This window comes from Marinicella sediminis (assembly GCF_002000055.1).
Taxonomy (GTDB): domain Bacteria; phylum Pseudomonadota; class Gammaproteobacteria; order Xanthomonadales; family Marinicellaceae; genus Marinicella; species Marinicella sediminis.
Genome location: NZ_MVBD01000003.1, coordinates 142,891 through 160,311, shown reverse-complemented (window position 1 = coordinate 160,311; position 17,421 = coordinate 142,891). Strand labels below are relative to the sequence as shown.

16 protein-coding genes are annotated in these 17,421 nt (G+C 50.3%); 7 read left to right on the top strand and 9 right to left on the bottom strand.

The genetic code is table 11. The features are described from left to right. The first annotated feature begins 123 nt into the window (after positions 1–123). Together B0475_RS05515 and B0475_RS05510 are read left to right on the top strand one after the other, a co-directional pair. Positions 124–1,314 carry a hypothetical protein gene (locus B0475_RS05515; RefSeq protein ID WP_077410767.1) on the top strand — a complete coding sequence of 397 codons (1,191 nt, stop codon included), beginning with the start codon at positions 124–126 and terminating at the stop codon, positions 1,312–1,314. Between the two features lie 41 nt (positions 1,315–1,355). Continuing rightward, positions 1,356–1,826, top strand: coding sequence for a nucleoside deaminase (locus tag B0475_RS05510; RefSeq protein WP_077410766.1), 471 nt, complete (start codon positions 1,356–1,358; stop codon positions 1,824–1,826). A gap of 10 nt (positions 1,827–1,836) precedes the next feature. On the opposite strand, the gene B0475_RS05505 is transcribed toward B0475_RS05510, so the two are convergent. From B0475_RS05505 to B0475_RS05495, 3 genes are all read right to left on the bottom strand, one after another. After that, a complete protein-coding gene (locus tag B0475_RS05505) occupies positions 1,837–3,591 on the bottom strand; it encodes a DUF4253 domain-containing protein (RefSeq protein ID WP_077410765.1) in 1,755 nt (584 codons plus the stop codon). A 79-nt stretch (positions 3,592–3,670) separates the two neighbouring features. Next, positions 3,671–4,135 carry a DUF4124 domain-containing protein gene (locus B0475_RS05500; RefSeq protein ID WP_157892729.1) on the bottom strand — a complete coding sequence of 155 codons (465 nt, stop codon included), beginning with the start codon at positions 4,133–4,135 and terminating at the stop codon, positions 3,671–3,673. 74 nt (positions 4,136–4,209) lie between these two features. Beyond that, positions 4,210–4,659, bottom strand: a complete 450-nt coding sequence (locus tag B0475_RS05495; protein ID WP_077410763.1) for a GFA family protein — start codon at positions 4,657–4,659, stop codon at positions 4,210–4,212. 156 nt (positions 4,660–4,815) lie between these two features. On the opposite strand from B0475_RS05495, the gene B0475_RS05490 reads away from it, so the two are divergent. From B0475_RS05490 to tsaD, 3 genes are all read left to right on the top strand, one after another. After that, positions 4,816–5,484 carry a hypothetical protein gene (locus B0475_RS05490; RefSeq protein WP_157892728.1) on the top strand — a complete coding sequence of 223 codons (669 nt, stop codon included), beginning with the start codon at positions 4,816–4,818 and terminating at the stop codon, positions 5,482–5,484. Positions 5,485–5,556: 72 nt separating this feature from the next. Continuing rightward, entirely contained in the window at positions 5,557–6,132 is a 576-nt protein-coding gene (locus tag B0475_RS05485; RefSeq protein WP_077410761.1) for a nitroreductase family protein, read from the top strand. Next, positions 6,129–7,148 (top strand): tRNA (adenosine(37)-N6)-threonylcarbamoyltransferase complex transferase subunit TsaD, encoded by a 1,020-nt coding sequence (gene tsaD, locus B0475_RS05480; protein WP_077410760.1) that lies wholly within the window; start codon positions 6,129–6,131, stop codon positions 7,146–7,148. The genes B0475_RS05485 and tsaD overlap by 4 nt, the downstream gene beginning before the upstream one ends. Positions 7,149–7,190: 42 nt before the next feature. On the opposite strand, the gene B0475_RS05475 is transcribed toward tsaD, so the two are convergent. The 3 genes from B0475_RS05475 to B0475_RS05465 all read right to left on the bottom strand — a co-directional run bounded on the left by B0475_RS05475 (position 7,191) and on the right by B0475_RS05465 (position 12,188). Next, positions 7,191–7,955: a 3-hydroxybutyrate dehydrogenase gene (locus tag B0475_RS05475; protein ID WP_077410759.1), complete on the bottom strand. Its 765-nt coding sequence runs from the start codon at positions 7,953–7,955 to the stop codon at positions 7,191–7,193. Continuing rightward, positions 7,952–9,880, bottom strand: a complete 1,929-nt coding sequence (locus B0475_RS05470) for a 3-hydroxybutyrate oligomer hydrolase family protein (RefSeq protein ID WP_077410758.1) — start codon at positions 9,878–9,880, stop codon at positions 7,952–7,954. The genes B0475_RS05475 and B0475_RS05470 overlap by 4 nt, the downstream gene beginning before the upstream one ends. An 85-nt stretch (positions 9,881–9,965) precedes the next feature. Further along, positions 9,966–12,188 carry a TonB-dependent receptor gene (locus B0475_RS05465; protein ID WP_198538138.1) on the bottom strand — a complete coding sequence of 741 codons (2,223 nt, stop codon included), beginning with the start codon at positions 12,186–12,188 and terminating at the stop codon, positions 9,966–9,968. Positions 12,189–12,339: 151 nt separating this feature from the next. On the opposite strand from B0475_RS05465, the gene B0475_RS05460 reads away from it, so the two are divergent. Both B0475_RS05460 and B0475_RS05455 read left to right on the top strand, forming a co-directional pair. Continuing rightward, a complete protein-coding gene (locus B0475_RS05460) occupies positions 12,340–12,981 on the top strand; it encodes a TetR/AcrR family transcriptional regulator (protein WP_077410756.1) in 642 nt (213 codons plus the stop codon). Then, positions 12,978–13,481, top strand: coding sequence for a cupin domain-containing protein (locus tag B0475_RS05455; protein ID WP_198538137.1), 504 nt, complete (start codon positions 12,978–12,980; stop codon positions 13,479–13,481). The genes B0475_RS05460 and B0475_RS05455 overlap by 4 nt, the downstream gene beginning before the upstream one ends. A 54-nt stretch (positions 13,482–13,535) precedes the next feature. Here B0475_RS05455 and B0475_RS05450 read toward each other — a convergent pair whose 3' ends face one another. The 3 genes from B0475_RS05450 to B0475_RS05440 all read right to left on the bottom strand — a co-directional run bounded on the left by B0475_RS05450 (position 13,536) and on the right by B0475_RS05440 (position 17,283). Then, positions 13,536–14,699, bottom strand: a complete 1,164-nt coding sequence (locus B0475_RS05450; protein WP_077410754.1) for a M56 family metallopeptidase — start codon at positions 14,697–14,699, stop codon at positions 13,536–13,538. Then, entirely contained in the window at positions 14,696–15,067 is a 372-nt protein-coding gene (locus tag B0475_RS05445) for a BlaI/MecI/CopY family transcriptional regulator (protein ID WP_077410753.1), read from the bottom strand. The genes B0475_RS05450 and B0475_RS05445 overlap by 4 nt, the downstream gene beginning before the upstream one ends. A gap of 131 nt (positions 15,068–15,198) precedes the next feature. Beyond that, the gene (locus B0475_RS05440; protein ID WP_109862349.1) at positions 15,199–17,283 is read right to left on the bottom strand and encodes a CSLREA domain-containing protein; all 2,085 of its coding nucleotides are present in this window, start codon (positions 17,281–17,283) and stop codon (positions 15,199–15,201) included. Positions 17,284–17,421: the final 138 nt, after the last annotated feature.

Genomic DNA, 17,421 nt, shown 5'->3' with positions numbered 1-17,421 from the left:
ATGGGGTGGACTTTGGGTGGTTGCATCATCTGGAGGTTGGACACTGATCAAACAGCGCAAAGAAAGTCAATGAAGCACCAGGCCGGTTGATTTATAATCTGCTCACTGACCACCTGGGAAGAGATGTCGTCCGGATTGTATAAATTTTTGTTGTTGCTGATTGGTGCAGTCGCCTGTTTATGGCTGGCACTACCGGATTTCGCAGTGGTGGATGAACAGTTCCATTTGGAGCAGATCAAACGCCTGGCCAACGGCGACCCGACACACCTGCCCAACATCACCACATTCATCTACTTACATCAGCTGTACGCCTGGTTGGGCCAATGGCTGCCGATCAGTGACCTTCTTGACTATCGGCTGATCAGCGCGATGTTTGCTGGCTTATGGGTGCTGTTGCTGATTCGAGTGGTGTCTGCAGGCAACATCCTTTTTGATTGGAAACTGGCTGGACAACTGTTGTTTTTGCCGGTGATTTTTCCTTATTTACCTTTGGTTTATACCGACCTTCCCGCGTTGAGTTGTTTGTTGCTCTGTGCCTGGTTGATGTACCAGAAACGGTTCATTACAGGCGCACTGACGGGTGCGCTGGCCACCTGGGTCAGGCAGCCCAGTCTGATCTGGCTGGGGCTATTGACCCTGTGGGCTGGCTACCGTTGCTACACGCAGCAAACGGATGCCTTCAGGGCTGTAAAAGTGATGCTTCCTGGGGTGGTTGTGATGTTGTTATTTGCCGGTTTTTTTGTCTTCAATGACAGCGTGGCACTGGGCGATAAAAGCCATCACCGGGTGAGCCTGAACCTGACCAATGGATATTTCATGCTCTTGATGGCGGCCGTGATATTCATGCCGCTGGTGGTCCGGCAAAGCAACGAAACCTGGCGATTGTTCATTACCTCCCGGTGGTTGTGGCTGGTGTTTCTCGCCGGCATGCCCCTTTATCTGAATACCTTTGAGGTCAGTCACCCATTCAATGGAACGCAACTGAACATGTTCCTCAGAAATCTGACCCTCAATACCCTGGTGACACATTGGGGTTGGTTATTGATCAGTTATGTGCTGCTGTTTTTCTGTACCCTGGCACTGATCAGTTGCCCGATGCGCCGCCCGGAATTCAGAGCACTTTGGCTGGCATTGCCCATGTCGGTGGTGATGATGCCACTGGTTGAACAACGGTACTACATGATGGGCTTCGTTTTGTGGCTGCTGTGCAGGCAACGTTTTACTGACACAGTTGAAGGGGTGCTGTTGCTGTGGATGGCGCTCATTTCCACCTCGCTGTATTGGGGCATCAGCCAACGCTGGTTTTATTTTTAACAGCAGATTACAATGGGCAGCCATCGATAACTGAATTGACAATGACACATCAGGATTTCATGCAACGGGCCATTGACCTGGCCAAATCAGGAATGGACAGCGGCGCCGGCGGACCATTTGGTGCCATCGTGGTGAAAGACAATCAAATCATCGCCGAAGGATGGAATAAAGTCACCTCCACCAATGACCCAACCGCTCATGCGGAAGTCACTGCCATCCGCCTGGCCTGTGAAAAGCTCGGCAGCTTTCAGCTCGAAGGTTGTGTGATATACACCTCCTGCGAACCCTGCCCGATGTGTCTGGGCGCGATCTATTGGGCCCGTCCTGAAAAAGTGTATTACGGCTGCGACCGGCATGATGCGGCCGGGATCGCTTTTGATGATCAGTTTATCTACGATGAAATTGATGCGCCGATCCACAACCGCCAGATTCCTTTTGAACAGTTGGGCTCAGATGCAGCCATCGCGGTGTTTCAGGCCTGGGCAGCCAAAGCCGATAAAACCGAATATTGACCGGACAAAATCAACAGGGACTTTCCCACAGACACCAGCGCTTACGACCCAACAGACTCAAGGCGTATTGCCACACATCAATGCCGGGTTGACCCAGCATACTGGGCGCCAGGGCGTCATGCAAGATGGCCAGTTGCAAAGCCTCTTTGAGGGTTTTGGGCGGTTTGCCCACATGCCATTCTATGGTGCAATTGTCGATCCCGATGATGATCGCCTGATGCCGCTCCTGCCAATGTCTGGCCAGTGCACAAAATGCCGCTGAACCCATGGTTTCAACCACCTCACTGTGGATCAGCGCCGGGACCTGCCAGGCGTGTTTCACCGGCAACAACACAATGGCCATATCTCCAGCTGTTGATGCTGGAAACTTGTCAGGACTGGTGACCCGGTAATCTGTCGACAAATCAGTTTTGCTGAACCGCATGGCAGCTTCCCGGTGATGCTTCAACACCCAATTCAACACCCAACCTTGCCAGGCACCGCTGTGTTTGATCCGGCCATCATGAACCATGTTGCGACAGTTATCAGCATCCGGCGCATCACCCAACTCAGTGAGCAGCCCTTCCAGGGCGTAACCAATCTCCTCCTGAAGCTCTGCTTTGTCAAGCGTCAACTGTTCCCGCAGCAGCTTGTTGACAGCCTGCTGATGATCGACTTGCTCACTGGCGGCCAGTACCGCCTGGGGATCCGCAGTCATGAAGCCGCAGTCATCGCTCATCTCCATTTCTACTTCATAGTTGTACCGACTCAACAATTCCAGATTTGCTACCCGCTCAGCCAGGTCATCGCCCTGAACAAATAATGGCGTAATCACCGGGACATACCGGTCACGCAGGCTGCGGTGCAGCTGCTGCCAATCCTGCATCATCCGGTTGGCTGCGGATGCCAGCACCCAGGCGGGTTGAGGGTGTTGATCAATGACGGTCCGGATCACATCAGAATCACTCAATCCCAATTGACTGATCACCGAAGACAACGCAGAATCATTCACTGAAGTGGCTATGGTGGTGTGCTCCAAAGGAGTTTGAACAACCGCTTCATCGGGGCTGGAGACCGAGGTCTTCTCACTGTATAACTGTTTGGCAAAAGCCAAGGCCGCGGCCCTTTTGTCCGGATCATGTTGGATGCTTTTGGGCAACTGTTCGATGGCCAGAAAATGATTGTTATGCAGATGCCGTTTTTTTTGCAGGTCCATCAATGCCTGCATGCTGAACACATCTTCCAGGCTGTTGATCGGCTTGATCGCACGGTCTGACTGTCCACTCAGGTGCTCAGTGACGTGCAATCTGTGCAACTCATAAAGCTCCTCAAAAGATTTGGCCTTCACGGCATGGGTTATGATCTCAGGTGGATGAAAAAGATCTCCCTGATCCCTGGCTAGGGTGGTCACCACACAGGTGTCATCATTGAACAGGGTTTCGCACTCAGCCACCTTCAGTGGCCCCATGCGAAACAGCACACTGAGTAACCGGACATGCCATTTTGGTTTAAAATGCCAGATCGCACAGCTGTGTTCACGGTTGGCATCAATCAACACCCTGATCGCGGTGCGAACGCCCTCGCGGGCATTGATGGTGGGGGACTCGATGTCAACCAGCCACTGAAAATCCCAGGCGCTGGCCTGTTCGGTCCATTTTTGATAAAAATTATGATCCAGGTGATTGAACTGCTCAAATTCAGTCACCTGAAAGGTATCAGGCCCTGCTGACTTTCGCACCGCTTCCGTGCTGAGCTTGATGACTTCCTTTTCCCGATCTGACAACATTTTGACCTGTTCCTATTGTTTCAACAGGTTGTAATTATACACAGGTCTGATCGGCCTGAGCCAAACAACCAGATAATTGTCAGCGTTCGCACAACTCCACTGCTTTGGCCGTGGTGGCGTTTTGCTGACACAACCAGATGGCCGCTTTGGCAGGGTCCTGCACCTCACGGTTACATTCGGCAATGGTGTCAATGATGAACTTGGGATCTGTTAATACATCCACAAACGGATTGTTGTTTCCACTGGAGCTGGCTTTGAGCTCCTCAACCATCAGTTGAGAACTGTTTCTGACTGCCTTTTCACAATCAACATCGATGGTAGAGGGTGAGGTAGTCCCATAAGTCACGACATTGCTGTTTGCGTAGGAATCGCGGTCTTTTTCGGATTTCATTCCTTTGACCTTGATTTCCTGAGCATCTGCAGCAGGCTTGGTTTGTGAGTAATGGGTTACGCCGTGTTCATCGACCCATTTATATACCTGGGCGGAAGCCGAAGTGGCACTAAAAGCACTGATCACAATCATCAACAAAACTGAATTACGCATGACAAACCGGCAAAAAACCTGACATTTTAAGCCATCCCCACCATCAAACTGAAGCACTTTTGTGGCAATGCGTTTCAGTGACCAAACCAAAGGTATTTAAAAAACGCCAGTTGACTGCGCAGAAAACCTTGTTTTTTGGGGAGTTGATCATCGGCATCGGTCAGGCGTTTTTCATAGAACATGTGGGCACTGGGTTTGGGCAAAGACTGCTGCACTGCAAACATGGCCGCCGGAACCATGGTCAGTTTAGGCATCAATGGCATATCGAAGAACTCAATGACCGGTTGCTGACAGTGCTGGCACACACCCCGGTTGACATTGGGCGGTGGTTTATAGGTTTTGAAATCAATGGATGATTTGTCCGGCACACTGACCTGCGCAGTTTTGAAGACCACCACATCAGCAAAAGGTGCCTGATTGAATTGTTGGCAAATGGTGCAATGACAGAGCATCCTGAGTTTGGGTTGTCCACTCACAGTGAATTGGGTTTGACCACACTGACAGGTACAGGTTTGGCTTGTCATTGGCTTGCTGATTGGTTGCACAGAAGGTTTTCATGATAGCATAATCCATGATTCTGATCATCTTCAAATCTTGGATCTCGGCCATTATTCAGCTTATATTCAGCCAACTTTTCATAACATCATTGTGCTTTCCATCACAATTTCAAGGGCCGGTTCATGTCGAAACTACATATTCTTATTTTGATTCTGGGCATGAACGCTGCCCTGGCCGGCGAGTCGGTACAATTCAATTCCAGGGGTCAGGTGATCCCACCTGATGAGTTGCACCTGACCAGAGGCCTAGATCATGAACGGGATGGCTTTCCTGACGCGGCCATTAAAAGTTTCATCAAATCCTCTGAATTTGGCAATGAACATGCGCGGTTTTTCGTGGCACTCTTGCACATGCAACAGAACAATTACATAGATGCCCTCGCCTGGTTATACCTGGTTAATGCGGAAAAAATCAATCGCGAGGAAAAGGTTCAACAACTCAAAGCCGCTGCGATGAATCAATTAACCGATGATCAGCTACTGGTTGCTGAAGAATTGCTGATCTCGCTGGAAGCCAGACACAATCCGGCACAGGCAAGGCTGAAACGAACACTCTGGCGCAATGGACTCACATTCACTGGCACCCACCTCAGGGGACATGTCGATCCTTCAGTTAAGGTCTATGCCAATGCACAGGTGGTTATCGGCCCTGATGGTCAGATCGAACACATGACAGCCACCCGGGTCAGTGCTCATCAACTGAAACGCGACCTGGAAGATTTCGTCATAAATTACCGATATGACCTGCCTCAGGGAAACGTAGAATTGCACGACATCGAAACCGAAGAGTAAGCCACCTACTGACTACAGAATTCGCCGGGATTACTTTATAATGTGGCTTTATTCGATGAGCCTTCTTCTGTCATGAGCCCACATCCATCAGTCATTGATTTCATGCTTAACCGCCGTTCTGTGCTGGTTAAAAACCTACAGGAACCAGGACCTTCAACCACCGAACTCGAAACCATTCTCACCATTGCCACCCGCGTGCCTGACCACCGTAAACTGGAACCCTGGCGCTTTTTGGTGTTGCAAGGTGAAGCCCGGCGACAGTATGGCGAGTTGTTGGCTGAGGTAAAGGCCAGAAAAGAAACAATGATGGGCATTCAGGTTGAGATCGAAAAAGATTGCTTCATGAGGGCACCGCTGGTGATTGCGGTGATAGCTTCTCCAGTGGAGCACAAAACCCCCAAAGAAGAACAGCTGTTATCAGCTGGTGCCGTTTGTCAGCACATCAACATCGCAGCCGGTGCGCTTGGCTACGCCAGTCAATGGATCACCGGTTGGTCTTGTCTGGATGAAACTGCTTGCCAGGCCATTGGCTTAAGCGAAGATGAGTTCATAGCTGGTTATCTGTACATTGGTAGCAGTGATGAACAACCACTTGACCGCCAACGACCCGACCTGGAAAAGGTGGTCACTCACTGGCAGGTGCGATGAGAATTCTGGGCATCGAATCTTCCTGCGACGAAACCGGGATTGCCATTTATGACACCGAGCAAGGTTTGATTGCAGACCAGCTGTACAGCCAGATTGAGTTACATGCACAGTATGGCGGAGTGGTACCGGAACTGGCGTCACGTGATCATGTGCGTAAGATCGTTCCATTGATCAGGCAAACCTGCGAAGAAGCCGGCCTGAGTCTCAGCGACCTGGACGGCGTGGCCTATACCGCTGGTCCTGGCCTGGTTGGTGCTTTGCTGGTGGGTTCCTGTGTGGGTAAGTCACTGGCCTGGGCCCTGGACCTACCTGCGGTTGAGGTACACCACATGGAAGGGCACCTGATGGCGCCACTGCTGGAAGCCGATCAGCCGGCATTTCCTTTTTTGTGTCTCCTGGTTTCCGGTGGGCATACTTTACTGGTCGATGTGCAGGGACTCGGGGATTACACCATTCTTGGAGACACCCTGGATGATGCCGCTGGCGAGGCTTTTGATAAAACTGCCAAGTTATTGGGACTGCCTTATCCGGGTGGTCGATACATCGCTGAACTGGCTGAAAAAGGCGACGCCACACGCTTTCAATTTCCCCGCCCAATGATGAACCGGCCAGGACTGGCATTCAGTTTTTCAGGGTTAAAAACCCACACCCGGGTGACCTGGGAACAGCATCAGGATGATCCTGACCGCGATCAATTAAAAGCCGATATCGCGGCTTGTTTTCAACTGGCAGTGATCGACACCCTCAGTAAAAAATGCCTGCGGGGCATCAAGCAAACCGGCCATACTTCACTGGTGATTTCAGGTGGCGTGAGTGCCAACACATCCTTGCGCCAACAACTGAATGCCATGGGTCGGAAACATCACTTTAAAACTTATTTCCCTTCATTGAAATATTGCACCGATAACGGGGCAATGATTGCGGTTGCCGGAGCCATGCGCTTGCAGCACAAAGACCCCGAACAACACACCCTGATCCGGGCCTTTCCCCGCTGGTCACTGGAACAGCTCAGCTGACAGGCCTGGAAAACCCTGAGGACTGCACCACAAGACCCCAGACTATTGAGCCGTCCAGCCACCATCCAGGGTAATCGCCTGAGCGGTGATGCTTCTGGCATAAGGACCGATCAGAAAAGCCACCGTACCAGCCAGTTCCTCGATGCTGACAAACTGTTTTTTGGGCATGTTTTTCAGCATGATTTTCTCCACCACTTCGGTTTCAGGAATACCATGTACTTCGGCTTGTTGTTTGATTTGATTGCGCACCATATCAGTGTCCACATACCCCGGACAAACGGTATTGATCGTGATGTCAGATGAGGCCACCTCCAAGGCCACAGTTTTGGCCAGACCCAACAGGCCGTGTTTGGCCGAAACATAAGCGCTTTTATAGGCAGAAGCCACCAGGGAGTGAACCGATCCGACATTAATGATGCGCCCAAAATTTCTTTTTTTCATGGCCGGTAAAACCGCCCGGGTGGTCATCGCCGGACCCACCAGCATCACATCAATCAATTGCTGAAATTTTTCCGGAGGAAAATCCTCGATGGCCTGGACATGCTGTATCCCGGCATTGTTGATCAATACATCAACGCCACCCTCATCTGCCAGAACCCGCAAGTCAGCAAGGTGTCCTGCATCACAAACATCAAATAACTGTGTCTTAACGGCAAGCCCTTCGTTGGCCAACTCTGCCTGGGCAGCCATCAAAGGTGCTTTGGCACAATCAGAAATGGTCACCTCATACTGCTGACCGAGTAAACGGGCAATGCCCAGACCAATGCCGCTGCTGGCTCCGGTGATGAATACATGTTGTTTATTCATGGTTGATGAACCTCCAGACGGTTTTTCTTCACCACCAAAGGATGCTTTGGGGTATTGGTAATGGGCGGTATATGCTGCCTGCTCAATGGCGGCACATTGCCATCGCTTAAGCCCCGCTGTTCGCTCTGCACCAATTGGCTGGGTAACAACGGCCCTTCAGCCATCAGGTGATGGTGCATCATATCCAGGGCCTGTTCAAAATATGGATGCATTGGCAGGAAACGCTCTACAAAGCCAGGGTATGCCAAAAACGCATCAAAATGTTGTACCCGCTCAATTTCGTAATACCGCATCAATGGGTTAGCTCCGATGGCTTGTTGATTACGGTGGTAGTAAGCCCGGCTAGAATGACCCACTGCCACTGTGCCATCGTCCTGCCCATGCAACAACAAAGTGGGCAGTTGGTTGCGCTCTGGTTGGGCAATGACGGTTTTGACTGACTGTTGCAGCTGCTGTGAATTGAGCAATTGACTGAAACAATGCTGGACCTGAAAACCGTACCCAGGCGATGCACTTAAGCGACCGGTGACCTGCTGGTCATCATTGGTGATGGCCAGTTCAATGCCATTGCCAGGCGCGATGCCATTGGACAAAGCAAACATGGTCCGCAGTTCTGTCTCGCTCATTGACCTGGGCTGTCCCTGATTATCGAAGGCACTCATCGCTGAATGACACAGGTTATCTGCCGGAGATTGTCTGAGGTAACTGTTGGTGTAGGTGTGATTGATGGCGGCCCACATATTGGCCAGGGTATTGATCTGAGCCAATTGCAATGCGCTCGGTTCAATACCCAGTTTTTTGATCATTTGCAGAGCCTGGCTGGCCTGGATTGCGGTTTGCTCACCCTGAATGATCCCGGCATCAGCCAGCATCTGACAACGTTGTTGCAAGCCCGGGATGATCAGCGCGGTGTTGAATTTAAATGGCGCCTGATCCAGTTCTTTGTCCAGTGCGGCGCACGGTTCCAGCAAAGCCAGCTGCATGGACAACTCCAACAGTGGCCTGGCATTGATTGCCCGGCTGCCGGTTAGTCCCTGCCAGTTGAATGCATGTCGCATGTTCACCTGAGGTTCTGCAGCAATTACCGCATCAAGCAGGCCATACTGATCCATTTCAGCCGCCCGCAATACCGCTCCTCCCCCATTGGAGACACTGGCCGCCATGACCTTGACCTGATCACGTTTAAACTGATGCTTCATGGAAATCACCTGCAAGCCAAACTGCGCAGCATCCAGTACAAAATGCCCCCAATGCTGTTCCGGATGAGCTTGTGAATAGGCATGTTTCTGGATGATTTGCAGCGCTGTACCAGATGGCAATGAAGTGGCTGCCGCCATGGCATCAGTTTGATCTGCAATCACCCCATCTATGCGGTATTGTCTGCCATCTTTGAGCGCCACTTCGGTGCCTGTGCCTTTGTCTGTATAAGCCACAGCACAACCCTTGATCAGAGCCCAGGCTCCACTTGTACCGACTGCCCCAAATACATTCCGTGATCCACTTGACGGCGCCACCACCAAACAGGCCTGCTCACCATTAAAGTCATCCGGAATTTGTAATACCACGGTATGATGAGCACCATCGGCAACCGTTCGTTGTGTCCAGTACTCCCAGCCGGCAATCGCTGCTTGTTGATCATGAATGCCAAATAACCGTCCATATCCGCCTGCCTCACTGACATCATTCAGAGCCCTGAACTGTTGGTAGTAGCTCAGTCGGCGCAGCTGCTGTGCCGTGGGTGTTACATCTGTTTTTGGCGGTAAGCCGCGCAAACCGGACAAACCAAGACCGGCCGTCAGCAAATCGTCTTCAACGCCAGAATAATACACTGACTTGAGGATCACAGGCGACGGCTTATCGACGGTTCTCTGCTGTTGAGCACACGCTCCAAGCAACACCAGCGGCAACAATAAAATCAATCTCATGTATATCTCTAAAAAGGGCCCACGTCACCAGGCATGCGGTGACGTGAAACCAATCCTCTATAACTCAGAGGAGGACAATCATTGCTTAAAAACGATAATTCAATGCCGCATACCAGGTACGTGGATCACCATAGTAGGCTGTCTGGATGTTGCCCACACTGGAAAACTCCTGGGCATCGACCTTATACACTTCATCAGTCAGGTTTTTCCCGCCAATGGACAATGACCAGGCAGGGTTGGCAAAATCATAAACCGCATAGGCATTAAACACCCAGTAATCATCCTGAGTCAGCACAGCCTGATTATCTACTGACAGGTGCATATCATCGGTGTAGTTCCCATTCACACCAAAGCGTATCATGGCACCGCTGTCCAGGTAAAACACATGGTTCATACCGATGCGGAACGTCCACTCAGGTGAAAAAGGCGGAATGTCATCTGAACGGTCCTGATCAGGTTGTCTGAAATCAAAGAATTTTTTGTAATCCGAATTCAGGTAACCCAGCGATGAATAAACCGATGTGGATGCACTCAATAGCCAAGTCAACTCCAATTCCGCACCAGAAATATCAAGTTCTGCGGCGTTGATCACGGGAAAGCTGGAAATGTCTTCTGCAACCCGGGCCTGAAAATCTTCATAATCCGAAGTGAAAACGGCATAATTCAAGCGCATGCGGTTATCCAGAAACTGCGATTTACCACCGATTTCATAGGTCCAGACGGTCTCCGGTTTGAATGAACTGACATCCGCAGCGCCATTGGCCCGGCCATTGAAGCCACCAGACTTGAAGCCTTTGGCCACACTGGCATACAACATGCTGTCATCACTCAACTGATAATCCACTGACACCATTGGGGTGACACTGTCCCAACTGTCCGAATCTGCAAAGGCAAATGTGCCTTCCAGAAATGGTCCCAACTGAGAGAACGTGGAGGTGGTGCGTGCATAATCTTTGTCGTCTTTGCTGTAACGAATACCAGCGGTCACTCCCCAAACGTCATTGAGCTGCCAGTTACCTTGTGCAAACAGTGCATAACTGGTGGTTTCTAAATCATCATCAATCGTCCTGAGGAAATCCAATGGGATGCCATCAAAGCGTAAAAAATCATCAGCATAGGCTTCCTGATGAGAAGGCACATCTTCCTGCAGATAATATGCGCCAATCACGGCATTGAATCCTTCACCGTTATCAAACAACCATTGGAATTCCTGGCTGAATTGCTGCTGATCCACACCAACAAACACATCACCCAGTTCAAATGCCGAGGCATCAATGTCAATGAAAGAATCAGACTCCAGATCGCGGTGAGCGGTGATGGATTTGAATTGCCAATGATCATTGATGATGTAATCAATGGTAAAACTTGCACCCAGGTGTTTGAGTTCCTGGTTTTCATCGTTGCTGAATGAGCTGCGGCCGCGAAAATCATATTCACCTGTGGGTGGCAATCCCAGCAAAACCGGTGATGTGAGGTCAGCAAAATCCAGGGCAATCAATGGTGCTTCCTGCCGTCCCAGCGTCAGGGCATTTTCCTGGTCTGTATAGTCCAGTGAAAAGTCCCAGGACAAGCGGTCATTGATGTCTGAATGCAACAGGAACCTCACTGATGTATTGTCACGGTCATTGTAATGTTGTCCGGTCACACGATCGGTGACGAAGCCATTGTCCATGCGATACAACGCAGAGACACTGGCACTGGTGCGGTCAGTAATGGCCCCTTTGTAATAAAAATTGGTCGCCAGTTTGCCATAATCTCCTGCCAGCAACTGCACTTCTCCGGCAGATTCCCCGTCAGGTCTGCGGGTCACCACATTGACCGCCCCACCGATGGTGTTTTTTCCATACAAGGTTCCCTGCGGTCCCCGGAGCACTTCGATGCGTTCCACATCATGCAAACTCATCAGAGCCCCCTGAATTCTGGACAGGTAAACCCCATCCACATAAACCCCGACACCAGGATCAAACGTTTGCAAAGCATCCGGCTGGCCAATCCCACGGATGTAAATATTGGCACTGCTGGCTGAACCCCTGCCCTGAACAAGGTTCATATTGGGCACAGCTCCATTGAGTGAGTCAAGGTTATCAGCCTGAGCGTCCTGCAGGTCTTCACGACTGAAAGAGGTCACCGCGATGGGCACATCCTGTACTGATTCAACGGTTTTTCTGGCCGTCACTTTGACGTCATCCAAGGCCAGTGTGTCTTCCTCATTTTCTGCTTGCGCCAATGCCACAGGTACCACGCTGATACCCAGCACTGACAGCAGCCAGGAGCGACGCATGGCAGCGCATAATTTATTCGATTTCATTAAGGTGTCCCCATATATAATTAAATGTCCATTTGAAATAATACATTACATAAATAAATTATTTCAACAACTGTTTAATTTATTTCATTCAACCCTCAATACCAGACATGATAGAATGACCAACGGATTGAATGACCTCTGATCACATAAGATGGATAAAACTAAAAGCACCAAAGACCTGATTCTTGACGCAGCAGAAAAATTGTTCGCCATTCGTGGTTTTTATGGCGTATCCATCCGCCAGATCACCACTGAAGCCGGCGTGGATCCGGCATTGGCCAGTTATCATTTTGGTAAAAAACAAGACATTTTTAACGCCGTGATGCTGCGCCGGGCCGAGATCCTGAACCGCGAACGCATTCAAATGCTGGATGATTGTATCCGCCGTGCCAAACCCAATCCTGCCCCATTGCATGAAATCATTGATGCCTTTACCCACGCCCTGCTCAATCGCTCCAACAAAGGCGGCGAGGGTTGGAAAAGTTATTTTGCCATCATTGCCCAAATCAATAACCACCCTGAACTGGGAGGGGTGATCATGACCCAATACTTTGACCCATTGGCAAAAAAGTTCATTGCGGCCATCCAAGCCACCATGCCGGGCAGTCAGGCCGAAGACCTGTATTGGTGTTATCATTTTTTATCAGGGGCTCTGACTTTAACATTCTCAGGCACAGAGCGCATCAGCAACCTGTCAGGTGGATTGTGCCACGCCAAAAACCTTGATGCTGTTCATGAACGTCTGGTGCCATTCATCACAGCTGGGTTTGAAGCATTCAAGAATCCATCATGAACGCCAAAGGCTGGATTGAACAGCTGCGACTGGAAGCCCATCCGGAAGGTGGGTACTTCAGAGAAACATATCGCTGTCAGGACATCATTCGGGCTGACAACTTACCTGAACGATTCAGCCAAGCTCATTGTTTTTCCACTGCCATATATTACCTGTTGGAAGCACCCGACTTCTCCGCATTTCACCGCATCAAACAGGATGAACTTTGGCATTTTTACCAGGGCAGCGGTTTAACCATTCATGTGATCACTGCTGCTGGTGAATACCAAACCATCAAGCTGGGCAATGATCCGGCACAAGGACAATCTTTTCAGGCGGTGGTCCATGCCGGTGATTGGTTTGCTGCCACCGTGGATGACCCTGACGGCTTTGCCCTGGTTGGCTGCACTGTGGCTCCTGGGTTTGAGTTTGCTGATTTTGAACTGGCTGAATCCAGTGCTTTGATTGCGGCATATCCTGATCAGCAAGACCTGATTCAAAAATTCAGCCGTTCATCATGAAACATGCCAACCTGATATCAAGCTGGCATGTGCTTTATCGAATGATACGCCCAATTAATCCAGATTAAATTTCAAAGTTTGTTGGGCCTTTTTGGCTTGATTGATGGGTTCAAATGTCCATTGACTGACTGCAGCGATGGCTGCCTGGTTGAACACAGCTCCCTGTGTAGATTCAACAACTTCAACATCCTCCACCTGCCCTTGCTGATTGACCATGAAGCTGACCACCACTTCACCGGTGAGCTTTTGTTGGTAAGCTTTGAGTGGATATTTGGGTGCCACGGTGTGCACCGGCACCAGCTTAAGCGCATCATGACCCTGGCTCCTGATATCAGCCAATGCCGGCACTGAGCCTGTCAAGAGTACCAGCAGAATGAACGTGCCGATCATGGGCCAGTGAATATGTGCTTGGTTGGTTACGTTTAGTTTCATAATTCTGTCCTTTAAATTAAATGAAGAAGAACACACCAGACCGGAATGGTTGGTGTCTGACAAGTGACTTAAGCCGAGCAGCAATTTGGCATACCCTGCCTTGTCATTTGTTTTTTGTACGACCAGTTCATCACAGGCATATTCCTGGTCTTCAATCAATGCAGATCCCATCAGGGTCCTGATCGGCAGGAACCAATACCAGGCACTCAATACCGCCATCAACAACCGCCAGGCAGGGTCATACCGGTCACAGTGAATTTGCTCGTGTAACAGCACCAGTTGCCATTGTTGTTGGTTCAAGGTATCCGCCAGATGTTCAGGCAACACCACAACCGGTCTGAACAAACCCATGGCCATGGGTGTTATGGCCAGTGAGCATTGATAAATCCCAGGCGCCATGCGCACTGAGTGCCGCCGGATCCGGCCAGTTAATCGCCGGTAGCCAACCACCAGCCGAATGGTTTTCACCCCGGCAATGAGGAACCACAAACTGAAGATTAACCAAGGCCAGTTGAGTGAGTGTCCACCTGCTGACTGATCAGTCATGTCCAGCGACACATTCAAGGTCAAAGGAGCTTCAATCAACTGCTGACTGATCAATTGGGCACTGCACAGCATTAAACACATTCCAGCCGGAATCGACCACCACAAATTGAGCACAACGCATCGGCTTTGCTGCCGGGTGATCAGCCAGTGGCGAACGCCTCTGAGCAACACCAGCAAACCACAAATCAACAAGCCACTGATGATGAGCCACTCCAGCACAGCCAAAGACGAGGGCATCATGATGAATGCTCCATGTCATCGATGATGTTTTTCAATTCCTCGATTTCTTTGCTGGACAACCGCTCCTGTTGGGTAAATGCCGCCAGCATATCACTCAACCTGCCATCATATAAATCATTCAGAAATGATTCATTTTGTGCTTCCAGATAAGCAGACTTTTCAATGACAGGTTGATAATAATAAGTGCGTCCCTGCTGTTCATAACTGATAAATCCTTTTTTTAACAATCGGTTGATCAATGTTTTTACCGTCGCCATGCGCCAGTTCTGGTCCCTGATCTGCTCATTGATTTGCACCGCCGACAAAGGCGACTGTGCCCACAACATCTTCATGATAACGAGTTCTGCCTGGCTGATGGTATGTTCCATTGTTTCCGATTACAGTTGTAAACCAGGTCTTATGTTTACACTTGTAATCATTAAAGTCAACTGTTTTTTTACATTCACCAAAGATCACCCACAAGAATGTAATGAATGGGTATGATTCATCCAGGATTAACTCACTGACAAATCACCCCATCAAAACCGTCCACAAACAAGTAATCCTCATCGGTCAGTTGTTCGATGGTGATCACTTCCTGACGGGTGATGGTGCCACCCTGGGCATCAAAGCTGCCCACCACTTCATTGAGGTAGACGCCTGGTGTCGCGGCAGTGTGCATGATGTCCACATCGAATGGCATCACTGCCTGGGTCCAGGTAATTTCATCACTGGGTACAAACAGACAGCTGCTGTCCGGGTGGGTGCAACTGAGTCCCACTTCATCAGCCCAGCCATTGACCGCTTCGGCTTCACAACCCACTGTGCAACTCAGTGAAGGGCTGGTGGTGATGCGGGTGTTGGGACAGGCGATGGAAAAATCCGGCTGACCTGCGAGCACAAAACCCGGTGAAAATTCAGAGGTCCGGCCACCACCCTCGGTGGCAGTGACCACAATCACATCATTCTCTGCCACAGCTGCAGCCGCTGTCATGGTGCGGGTGATGGGGTTACCGGCCAGGTATTGAGACTCGGTAAAGGTGGTGCTGGCTAGCCAGGTCTGGCCTTCCTGACCGTCACTGTCTGCTGCATAAACATCCAGAGTGATCGGGTAATCACTCGCCCCGTTGTGCGAATCCACCCAGAAATTCAGGTTGATGCGGTTACCATCCGGATCATGTTGCGCACTGTTGATGTCCGGGAAATTCTGCAGGCGGTTGGCTCCGGAATCAAAATCACCGGCATCATTTGGGGTGAATCGATCGGATTCCAGATCAATACCCTCATTTTCATTGTTGTAAATGCTGTTGTGACGTATTTCAATGACATTATTGGTGAATCCACTGACCGCAATCCCACACCCCCAATTGGGACCACACTGGTTATAAGCAATGACATTGCCCTCACCTGGCTTGCCTATAACTGTATCGATGGCAATGCCTGAGGAATATACCCCACCACCCAGATTTGGCAGGGGTGTTTGACCATCAGCGGCCACACCGATCAGGTTGCTGATGACTTGCACCCTTCTCAACGGACTCGGAGAAGAGGTTGAAACCGTCAGCCCAACACCAGAGTTACCGGAAATCACGTTTCCTTCAACGGTCATCTGACGACCGTAAGAAAGTACCACACCTTCACGGTTAGGCAAGGCTGACATGCCGGTGATGTCTGTGCCTATCAGATTTCCTGAGATACTGATGAGGTTTTCTTCATCAGTTGGCACCACAAGGACACCTGTGAGGTTGTTACCGGAAATTAAGTTTCCTAACCCAGGGAAATCAAAACCGATGATTATGTTGGCCTGTGCTTGGCTCCAGATGGTGACACCAGTCACATCATTGGGCACCGCAATTAAGCCACTGGGATCTGTGCCAATTTTGTTCCCCAACAAGGCAACCGCGCCACCGGATATCCAATACTCGAACTGCACACCGTACTGTAAATTTCCTGAAATGACATTACCTGCGGTATCCATGTTGCCACCAATGATGTTGTTGCTGCCATCATTGGTGGAGATCGTGATGCCGTATTTATTGGGTGCACTGGCTTGCCCGTAAGGCACATTCAATCCAAGCCATGAGGCGGTGACGGTGTTATTGAATCCAGCAGGGTCATCTGTATCCAGATAACCCATCCGGATCCCGGCATTGAACCAATTGATGATGGCCAGTCCGGTGACTTCACTGTTTTCCAGCAAGGTCAGGCCATCCAGGGTGTCCCAGGCACCGGGGTTTATATCACCAGCCAGGCTGCCATCCAGCACTATGGTTGGGTTGCCGGCCACCGATGAGCCGGCACTGGTGCCATCAATGGTGATGTCAAGCAAGGCTGGTAATTCGGAGGTTGGCTGGATCGACCAGTATTGAAAAGCCGTTTGGCCGCTGCCACCGGAAAAATAATTCTCATTCAGGGCATCGGCCGGAATATCAAATTCAATGACATCGGCCCCGCCTACGGCCAGAGCGGCATTGATGGCACCGCGCAGGGTGCAGGTCACGGCATCACAGACATCGGCATCGGCCGTGGTGTTCACGGTAAATGTGGCCGCCTGAATCCGGGTGTTCATCATCAGTATGGCCAACAACATAATCAGGTATCGCATGGTTTTTCCTCTTGGTGTTCATACCTTTAACCCCTGAACAAGCCATTGACTGACAAAAACATACGTAAAATATTCACTTTTTAATCAATCAGCAAAACCCCAAGACTGCTTAGAAAGATACTTTTTTATACCGTATAC

Coding starts and splice junctions, on each gene's coding strand:
- B0475_RS05515 (WP_077410767.1), top strand. CDS start 124: ATGTCGTCCGGATTGTATAAATTTTTGTTGTTGCTGATTGGTGCAGTC.
- B0475_RS05510 (WP_077410766.1), top strand. CDS start 1,356: ATGACACATCAGGATTTCATGCAACGGGCCATTGACCTGGCCAAATCA.
- B0475_RS05505 (WP_077410765.1), bottom strand. CDS start 3,591: ATGTTGTCAGATCGGGAAAAGGAAGTCATCAAGCTCAGCACGGAAGCG.
- B0475_RS05500 (WP_157892729.1), bottom strand. CDS start 4,135: ATGCGTAATTCAGTTTTGTTGATGATTGTGATCAGTGCTTTTAGTGCC.
- B0475_RS05495 (WP_077410763.1), bottom strand. CDS start 4,659: ATGACAAGCCAAACCTGTACCTGTCAGTGTGGTCAAACCCAATTCACT.
- B0475_RS05490 (WP_157892728.1), top strand. CDS start 4,816: ATGTCGAAACTACATATTCTTATTTTGATTCTGGGCATGAACGCTGCC.
- B0475_RS05485 (WP_077410761.1), top strand. CDS start 5,557: ATGAGCCCACATCCATCAGTCATTGATTTCATGCTTAACCGCCGTTCT.
- tsaD (WP_077410760.1), top strand. CDS start 6,129: ATGAGAATTCTGGGCATCGAATCTTCCTGCGACGAAACCGGGATTGCC.
- B0475_RS05475 (WP_077410759.1), bottom strand. CDS start 7,955: ATGAATAAACAACATGTATTCATCACCGGAGCCAGCAGCGGCATTGGT.
- B0475_RS05470 (WP_077410758.1), bottom strand. CDS start 9,880: ATGAGATTGATTTTATTGTTGCCGCTGGTGTTGCTTGGAGCGTGTGCT.
- B0475_RS05465 (WP_198538138.1), bottom strand. CDS start 12,188: ATGAAATCGAATAAATTATGCGCTGCCATGCGTCGCTCCTGGCTGCTG.
- B0475_RS05460 (WP_077410756.1), top strand. CDS start 12,340: ATGGATAAAACTAAAAGCACCAAAGACCTGATTCTTGACGCAGCAGAA.
- B0475_RS05455 (WP_198538137.1), top strand. CDS start 12,978: ATGAACGCCAAAGGCTGGATTGAACAGCTGCGACTGGAAGCCCATCCG.
- B0475_RS05450 (WP_077410754.1), bottom strand. CDS start 14,699: ATGATGCCCTCGTCTTTGGCTGTGCTGGAGTGGCTCATCATCAGTGGC.
- B0475_RS05445 (WP_077410753.1), bottom strand. CDS start 15,067: ATGGAACATACCATCAGCCAGGCAGAACTCGTTATCATGAAGATGTTG.
- B0475_RS05440 (WP_109862349.1), bottom strand. CDS start 17,283: ATGCGATACCTGATTATGTTGTTGGCCATACTGATGATGAACACCCGG.